Raw genomic sequence first — 7567 nt, forward strand, 5'->3', positions numbered from 1 at the left:
GCCCCTTTGAAATACGCCCCTCAGCCAAGGCTGGCTGAGGGGCGTATTATTGTGTTTGAAGTTACTGCGCGCCAATACGCTGTAGCCCTTTGATGGCTTGCTCAAGATAACTGCGCGGGCAACCGAGGTTCAGTCGTATAAAGCCAGAGCCTGCTGGGCCAAAACCACTTCCCATAGAAGGAGCAATACCGGCTATCTCAGTCATCACGCTCTTTAACTCATTATCGTTCAAGCCCAATGCTCGGCAATCTATCCATATCAAATAGGTACCTTGTGCCGGAACAACACGTAACCACGGCAAATAGTTCTCTATCTGCGACACAAACCAATCACGATTTGCCGCGAGATAATCAAGCAATTCGTCCAGCCACTTTTCGGAACCATTATATGCCGCAGTAGCAGCTTCCATCGAAAGCGCATTGAATACGTCCAGACCGTGCGCATTTAAACGCTCGATAAATCGCGCCTTTAACCCAGCATCAGGAATAAGGAAGTTAGAGATCCGCAGGGATGAAAGTCCAAAGGTTTTACTTGCTGATGTGGCAGCAATTACCCTTGAATGCCAGCGAGACTCAAGATGCAAAACAGAGGTAAACGTTGATCCTGGCAGCAGTAGATCAGCCCAGATTTCGTCTGAAAGCACCGTCACATCGTATTTTTCACATAGCGTCAAAAGTTTGGTTAACTCATCTTTGCTCCAGCAACGCCCGGTAGGGTTATGCGGGTTACACAGAATGAACAGTGGCGGGCGATATTTGCTAAACAATTCCTCTAGCTGCTCAAGATCCATCACATATCCCACATCGGGATCTTCTTGCAGCGGATTCTCAACAAGGTTGCGCTGGTTAAGCGTAATAATCTTGGCAAATGATCCGTAGTACGGCCCCTGAACCACAACGCTATCACCCACCTGGCTTAGCATTTGTACCAGCAGTGAAAGACCCGGCACTACCCCTTCAATACTGCAAACCCATTCAGGGTGAATCAGGAGTTGATGACGACGCTCAAACCAGTTAGTCAGCGCCGTGTAGTAATTTTCATCACGCTCGCTATAGCCAAATACACCATGTTCAACACGCCGATGAAGCGCCTCCAACACATTTGGCGGGCAGGCAAAATCATAATCAGAAACCCACATTGGGAGTAAATTGTCGGTTTGCATATTCTGATAACGATCGATGAAATCCCATTTCACTGAACCCGTAGCATGGCGATTAATCACCTGCTCAAAATTGTTTTTCATGATGTAGCCTCCTGCTTTGAATTCTCCATTGGAGTAGTGACCTTAATCGGTGCTTTAGCGATACCAAACCCGGTAAAACCATAAATCAAAGCAAAGAAAATAGCGGAGTAACACTGTACGGCCCAGGGTAAGAAATCCAGAGTGCTTACGCCCAGTGTTGTCGCCATATAGACGCCCGCTGCGGTCCATGGAATAAGAGGCTCAATCACAGTTCCCGCATCTTCAATGGTGCGGGAAAGATTTTTAGTATCTAAACCCATGCGGCGATACGCATCCTGATAAAGCTCGGCCGGAACCAGCAGCGCCAGTTTGCCGTCGCTGGTAGCAGCCGTAACCAGAATAGTCGTGCCGATAGTGGCTGCAATCAGTTGACCTACGCTATGAATAACGGTGAGCAAACGGTTGATAATGATAGTCAGTGCACCTGTTAGTGTCAGTGCGCCAGCAAAAGAGAAAGCACAGAACACCAGCAAGATTGTACTCATCATGGAGAACAGGCCGCCGCGATTAAGCAGGCGAGGCACATCGGCAATCATCCCATCAGAACCCTGCGGGAACATGTTGATGTTAAAACCATCCATGAATGCATCCAGGCCCTGCTTAACACTCAATCCCTGAAGCCAGACGCCAAGAATAATGGCCAGCAAGCAGGCAATAAGCATCAACGGGATGACCGGTTTTTTGCTGATGGCTCCCCAAAGGACAATAATCGGCGGCAATATCAGTACGATATGGAAGTGATAGAGACTATCGAGCGCGTTAATAATGTCTGTCACCCGCTGTGGAGTGGCAACTTCGCCCATCATGCTGCTGTGGCCTGCAACCAGATAAACAATGGCTGCCAGAATGAAACTCGGAATGGTGGTGTACATCAAATGCTGGATATGCTCAAACAACGTGGTATCAGCAACAATAGCGGCAAAATTGGTTGAATCCGACAGCGGAGAGATTTTGTCGCCAAAGTAGGCACCAGAAACCACCGCCCCTGCTGCTGCCGCTAGTGGAACATCCAACCCGGCAGCAACCCCCATCAACGCCACGCCCACCGTGCCCGCCGAACCCCATGACGTTCCGGTACAAACTGACACTACACTGGTCAGGAAAAATGCGGCGATAAGAATGTATTGAGGGCTAATCAGTTTCAATCCCCAGTACACCATATAAGGAATGGTGCCACTAAACATCCAGGTGCCGATAAGCCCGCCGACGCAAATCAAAATCATAATAACCGGCATCGCTTTAGCGAGTTTAGCAACGATGGAGTTCATCACATCGTCCCAGTTATATCCCTGCCAATATGCCAGACCTGCGGCAATAGCCGCAGAGCACAAAAGCAACGGCTCAATACGCAATCCCATCACACCATATCCGACGATGAGAAATGCCAGCATCGCGATTATGGGGAGTAAAGCCAGCCCAAAAGAGAGCGTTTTTTTGTCGTTGTGTGATTCATTCGCTTTCATAATTGTGTTCCGATTTATTTTGATGAGTGCAGAGTAAAGGGAACAGAACAATGCAAATGTGATGGAAAGGATGCTGCCATGTAACCGCATACATGAAGAGTACAGTTGCGACATTTGTCACAAAAAACGCTGTTGACGACATGCCTTCAATTAATTATTTCGCATCACCGAATCTCGTTCGATCAGTTCAGCGGCAAAGCACAATGAACGCGGCGGTGGCGTTTCATGTTGATGCAACCCAATGGCGAGCAGAGCTGCATGCCGGGCCATGCGCTCTATCGGGTAATGCATGGTCGTTAAGGCTGGGAACAGATAACGCGCGAGTACTACATCATCAAAACCCACCAGCGATAACTGTTCAGGTAGCGCAACGCCTTGTTGATGAAGGGCGCGCATCATACCGGCGGCCATAACATCGTTAAAGGTAAATGCCGCAGTAAAAGGAATGTGGCTATCGAGAAGTTTTTTGGCAGCCGTTTCTCCACCTTCTTCATTAAACGGCACGCTAATTATCCAGCTTTTCTCCGGGGTAATCCCAAATTCAGCCATCGCTAATCGGTAGCCTTCCAGCCGCTGCTGTCTGTCATCAATGGGCAAGTCTGATGTGATACAGGCAATACAGCGATGACCATTTTCTAATAGATGGCGTGTAGCCTGGCGCGCTGCACTTTGGTTATCCAGCCATACACAGCGAGGTGATATTGATGGAATGTAGCGGTTCACAAGGACCATGGCGGGGGTATGGGTGCTATAGCGAATTAAATCCTGGTCGGGCAGGCGTGTCGCATGCACGACAATGGCTTCGCAGCCCTGGTTAATCAAAAAATCTAAGCCTGATTTTTCCAACTCAGCCTGATGACCACCACTACAGACCATCAGACGAAACCCCTGCTGGCGTGCAACTTCTTCTACACCTCGGGCTAATCGGGCAAAAAACGGATCGGCCAGATTGCCGGTTAACAACCCCAGCATATTGCCACTGCGTTTTGCGAGTGCCAGAGCTGCTGCATTACGCCGATAGTTCAGCTCACGCATAGCTTTCTCCACACGTTCCTGCGTAACAGGTTCAACATATGAAGTTTGATTTATTACCCGAGATACAGTTGCTGTCGACACTCCGGCCAACAGGGCAACCTCTTTCATTGTCGCCATAGATTCACTTTGATATGGAGAACGTGAGTTCTTAGAAAAACCATGACGAGCATACCACCAAAGCATATGGCATTAGATCCAGCAAAATGCCGACTGAATGATACCTCTTGATGAGATCATCCAATGATTTACTGCAACCCTCTAAGTTCACGGCCATAAAAGTAAGAGATGCTAATAGAAAAAGCCCAGCTAAAAGCTGGGCTAAGAATATCAATCAACCAGTACGCGCTTGTTCGTAGCACCCCAGAGAATCGACATTTCGGTAAACAATGCACCACTGATATCTTCTACTTCAGTCGCGGTTACCTCCGCATTCCCCTGCTTACCAAACAGAACAACTTCATCCCCTGGTGCAACACCTTTCAAATCAGTCACATCAACTACCACGGTATTCATCGATGTTTTGCCAAGAATGGGTACACGCTGGCCACGAATCAATACGTGCCCCGCATTGCTGAACACGCGGCGATAGCCATCGGCATAACCCACCGGAATATTAGCCAGCACGGAGTTGCGCTTGAGCGTGTAAGTGCGGTCATAACCGACGGTGTTGCCTTTCGGGTAGCGGTTCACCGAGGCAATAGAGGATTTCAATGTCATCACGCGTTTGTAGTCGTTACTGGCAATGGTATCGCCGTAAAACACACCGCCAACACGCACCATATCGAGCCAGGATTCAGGCACCGTCAGCGTCGCAAAGCTATTGGCAACATGCAGGGTCACGTCTTCTCGCTTCAGACCGGTAATCTCCAGAACCTGTTGTGACTGCACTTTAAAGCGCGCCAGATCTTTGCGCACCGCCGCCGCATCTTCTTCCGGGTAATGCGACATGATGCCGACGATTTTCAAGTGGCTCAGTTCGGAGATGGCTTTAGCATCGTTCAGCCCTTCCTGATTGCTGACTTCCAGCCCGTTACGCGACATGCCACCGGAGTTCAGCGCCAGATGAATACGCAGCGTTTTCCCCTGTTGTTGAGCAATCGCATCGAGGCGTTTTGCCATATCCAGGTTGCCGATTAACTCTTCAGTGTCATAGTCCGTCGCCTGGCGCATCTCTTCTTCGGTCGCATTTCTCACACGCATCAAACGACCTTTAAAACCGAGATCGCGTACGGTTTTCAGTTCTTCATTGCTGGCAACGCCGATGCATTGCACGTTGTTTGCCAGCATCACCGGCGTGACCAGCGACAGGTCGTGCCCGTAGGCATCCCCTTTCAGAATTGCGCACATGGTGGATTTATTACCGAGCAGTTTTTGTACTTTTTGTACGTTGTATTCTAGCGCGCTGCGCGAGATTTCAAGCGTCGTGTTATCAACAACCAGTTGCTGATGGTGGTATCCGGCGGCAGAAAGCGTGCTGGTTGGGGGAACGGTGGTGTTGTGGCTATTACAGGCGGTAAGAACAAACAGAGGGATTAAAGCTAAACGGCGTAAATGCAGTGGCATGCTGACTCCTTAGCAAGGTTAAAGGGGTTCGTAGCGACCCCAAATTCATAAGAAAAAACCAGGTTATCCTGCTGATTTTTATTCTAATTTAATGGCATTTTCTTCAACATGACATAGAGGGCTGCAAAAAAAGAGCCTGCTCACTTTCGCGTGCAGGCTCTTATTCATTACCGGTGTTAAGCGTTAGTAATGGTGTTCTGGTTTATGCAATAAATGATCAAATGATGAATGCTGCAAACTATCCATTCCCGCAGACTCAGACACCATTACTGGAGCCGCATGCGCTTTAGGATCGATAACCGTCGCATCGGTATGCGGTTGCTCACCACCTTTAATCAGGCTTGTGATATCAGTGCCATGCTCAAGTTCATGAGCTAAATCACTCAGGTTTATGCGCTCTTGCGCATGCTCACCTTTTCCGGTCACCAGACCAGAATTATCGGGCTGATGTGTGGCGCTATCCGCTGGCGCAGTTGCTGCCGGAAGGAACAGATCATCGCTGCTTTCAAGCAAGTTATTGAGCGGATGTGCCTGTTGAGTGTGGTGTTCAACAACCGTTGCGGCGTCAACATGAGCGTGGACCGAAACGTCATCGACAGGCACAGGTGGCGCTGCGGAAGGGATATCTGCGGGTACCGGAGCATCGTGGTGAACCACTGTTGTACGGCTATCATTCGCCGTAAAAGCCAGCGTTCCATCACCAAAGATGACGCCTTCAATGTGGTTCACACCCTGTAAATGCAGCCCCTGGTCCGCATCACTATGTGTCCCCGTGATCGAAACATTTTCCAGCGTATTTACGTTAGAATTGGCATTGTTATTAGGACCTGGTGAGCATTTATAATCAGCCTCTGAACCATCCTGCAAGAAAATGTAGCCTTTGTGCCCGCTGTCGACTGACTGCGTCATGCCGTTAATGGCATTCAGGCCCTGGTGAGCATTACCATTCGTGTAGCCACTGCCATCATGCACCACATAAATATCGGCATATTTCCCGTCACTATTTACGTTGCCGTCATGGTAATGGGTGATCTGGTTAGCACTGTCTGCACTGTGCGGTGCTGTATCGCCGTCACTCAACCAGACACGCACATTCGAACCAATGGCGACAATCTTCCCATCCTGAATATCAAAGCCTTCAGCTGCGCCACTGCCGCCATTTACCTGGGTAATGGGGCTCGGGTGGGCTTCAGGAGTCGAATCCGTGCTGTCGTTGTGAGCGATGTAGTCAGAGATGGTAGCGCTTGCATCTTGCTCAGAGCTCGCCGGATGTGCAGGGCTAACATGATCAGTTGAAGGCGCGGGTGGGACCTGATCATGGCTGACTGTTTGATCGGCTGTTGCATGCGTTGCATGCCCATCATCACCTTTGACAGTAATGCTGACATGTACAGGCAGCCCCTCTTTCAGATCACCACTCTCAACCCCAATATGGTAGCCAAGCTTCCCGTTACCCAGATCAACCACTTCACCTTTATAGTGGTGGCCGTTAACGGTCAGTTTCACGATATCGCCCAGTACGACATCACCCGTTACGGTACCGGTGATTACGGAATGCTGCTCACCAGGTTGTTGGACTGGTGTATCGGTCTCAACAGTGGTACTCCCCACATTTTGCGTGTGGACAGTGCCATCGCCAAGAATTACCCCTTCGATATGGTTTATGCCCTGAAGGTGCAGGGAGTGACCCATACCATCCAGCCCGGTAACCGAAACGTTCTCCTGAGTATTCACATTGGTTTGCGAATTGTTATTGGTGCCGTAGCCAATCTGGTAATCCGAATCTTTGCCATCCTGAACGAAGACGTAATCTTTATGCCCGTCCTGTTCAGGCTGCGTATTGCCGTCGACGGAATGCAGGTCCTGGTAAGTGCCATCTCCCTGCCGATACTGGCTACCCGGATGGACGACAAAGATATCGGAGTAATTGCCGTCGCCTTTCTCATTGCCATCGTTGTAGTGCAGGATTTGGTGTTCAGGATCGGCACATCCCGGCACATTATCATTTTCACTCAAATGGATACGCACATTTGAGCCAATGCTGACTATTTTCCCATCTTTAACATCGAAACCATCCGGTGATTCACTGCCACCATTAACGTGAGTAACCCCGCTATCCGGCTTGTCCGTTGAGGGAACCTCCTCGGTTTCAATACTATCAATAGTGATGCTGACATGGTCGTGGTGTTTCGCAGGCTTCAGTTCGGTCATCGGGACTTGTGCGGGCGTCAAATCAGTCAGTGGAACGTGAGCCGGAGTCAAA

At 49.6% G+C, this 7567-nt stretch carries 5 protein-coding genes; all 5 read right to left on the reverse strand.

Features of this window, described 5'->3' with window-relative positions; all coding sequences use genetic code 11:
* Window positions 1-61: 61 nt before the first annotated feature.
* Window positions 62-1243 carry a MalY/PatB family protein gene (locus tag M977_RS05090; RefSeq protein WP_064512812.1) on the reverse strand — a complete coding sequence of 394 codons (1182 nt, stop codon included), beginning with the start codon at window positions 1241-1243 and terminating at the stop codon, window positions 62-64.
* Window positions 1240-2706, reverse strand: a complete 1467-nt coding sequence (gene nhaC, locus M977_RS05095; protein ID WP_064512814.1) for a Na+/H+ antiporter NhaC — start codon at window positions 2704-2706, stop codon at window positions 1240-1242. The genes M977_RS05090 and nhaC overlap by 4 nt, the downstream gene beginning before the upstream one ends.
* A 150-nt stretch (window positions 2707-2856) precedes the next feature.
* Window positions 2857-3858 (reverse strand): LacI family DNA-binding transcriptional regulator, encoded by a 1002-nt coding sequence (locus M977_RS05100; protein WP_064512833.1) that lies wholly within the window; start codon window positions 3856-3858, stop codon window positions 2857-2859.
* 210 nt (window positions 3859-4068) lie between these two features.
* Window positions 4069-5304: an alanine racemase gene (alr, locus tag M977_RS05105; protein WP_064512816.1), complete on the reverse strand. Its 1236-nt coding sequence runs from the start codon at window positions 5302-5304 to the stop codon at window positions 4069-4071.
* Window positions 5305-5487: 183 nt separating this feature from the next.
* The coding region (locus M977_RS05110) for an Ig-like domain-containing protein (protein ID WP_157092037.1) at window positions 5488-7567 on the reverse strand (2080 nt) is incomplete at its 5' end.

This window comes from Buttiauxella gaviniae ATCC 51604 (genome assembly GCF_001654835.1).
In the GTDB taxonomy this organism is placed as follows: Bacteria; Pseudomonadota; Gammaproteobacteria; order Enterobacterales; family Enterobacteriaceae; genus Buttiauxella; species Buttiauxella gaviniae.

Bases quoted from the DNA above. Each gene is read 5' to 3' on its own strand.
- M977_RS05090 (WP_064512812.1), bottom strand. From the start codon at position 1,243: ATGAAAAACAATTTTGAGCAGGTGATTAATCGCCATGCTACGGGTTCA.
- nhaC (WP_064512814.1), bottom strand. From the start codon at position 2,706: ATGAAAGCGAATGAATCACACAACGACAAAAAAACGCTCTCTTTTGGG.
- M977_RS05100 (WP_064512833.1), bottom strand. From the start codon at position 3,858: ATGGCGACAATGAAAGAGGTTGCCCTGTTGGCCGGAGTGTCGACAGCA.
- alr (WP_064512816.1), bottom strand. From the start codon at position 5,304: ATGCCACTGCATTTACGCCGTTTAGCTTTAATCCCTCTGTTTGTTCTT.